Annotated in this window: 1 protein-coding gene; it reads left to right on the top strand. The window is 67.6% G+C overall.

Translation table 11 applies throughout. The annotated features are described in order from the left end of the window. Window positions 1-1,077: IS1380 family transposase (locus G6022_RS15280; protein WP_182691911.1), on the top strand; the 1,077-nt coding region annotated here is incomplete at its 5' end. Window positions 1,078-1,222: the final 145 nt, after the last annotated feature.

Raw genomic sequence — 1,222 nt, 5'->3', positions numbered from 1 at the left:
AAGAAGATCCAGGTAGCGCGTGCCCGCACCCGCCGTCACGTGTGGTCCCGCCTGCCCGGCGGGGTGCCCGCATCGGCGTGTGCGGGGCGGGATCTGGGATCGACGGTCGTGCTCGATGTGGACGCCACGATCGTGGTCACCCACAGCGAAAAAGAGAACGCCGCACCGACGTACAAGCGCACGTTCGGGTACCACCCGATCGGTGTGTGGTGCGACAACACAGGGGAGTTCCTCGCCGCGAGCCTGCGCCCGGGCAATGCCGGGTCCAACACCGCGGCTGACCACATCGACGTCCTGGGCCAGGCGATCGCGCAGATCCCCGCCGCTCACCGCCGTGACCTGCTGATTCGATCCGACGGTGCAGGCGCCTCCCATGACCTTCTGGATTGGATCACCGAACAGAACGGCATCCGCGGTCGACGGGTGGAGTACTCGGTCGGGTTCTCCATCACCGCCCCGCTACGCCGGGCCATCGCGATCTGCCCAGAGGCTGCGTGGGGGCCGGCATTGAATCCCTCCGGCGACATCCGAGACGGGGCCGAGGTTGCCGAACTGACCGGCTTTCTCAGCCCCAGGATGCTCGCCAAGTGGCCAGACGGAATGCGAGTCATCGTCCGCCGCGAACGGCCCCACCCGGGTGCTCAGTTGTCGATGTTCGAGGAGATCGACGGGTGGCGCTACCAAGCATTCGTTACCAACACTGCCACCGGTCAGCTGCAGTTCCTCGAGGCCAGGCACCGGGCTCACGCCCGGGTCGAGGACCGGATCCGACACGCCAAAGACACCGGCCTGGGCCGTCTGCCCTCGCGGGAGTTCGCTTTAAACCAGGCCTGGCTCGTGGCGGTGATGCTCGCCGCGGATCTGGTGGCCTGGACCCGGATGCTCGCTTGCACCGGCGACGCCGCAGTTCTGGCCTTGTGCGAGCCCAAAGCGCTGCGCTACCGCTTCCTCCACGTGGCAGCCCGGCTGGTCCGAAGCGGCCGACGGCGGCGCGTGAAGATTCCCGAAACGTGGCCCTGGGCGACTGCCATCGTCGCAGTGTTCAACACGATCGCCGCGATCCCAAAACCGGCCTAACCTCACCCACCCGCCCACGACAGAACCACCGGAGACCCGCCCACCGGCAGCGCCAGCCGGCACTCCTGCACGCCCACCCACGAAATGGATCCCGCCGTCACCCGACAGCAGCAATCCTCACGCTCCGTGAATCAGCGGGGCTAGC

The sequence above is a fragment of the Dietzia sp. Cai40 genome (assembly GCF_014145165.1).
GTDB lineage: Bacteria > Actinomycetota > Actinomycetes > Mycobacteriales > Mycobacteriaceae > Dietzia > Dietzia natronolimnaea.
Note: the sequence above shows the minus strand (reverse complement) of the source record. Positions and strands in the feature narration are given on the sequence as shown.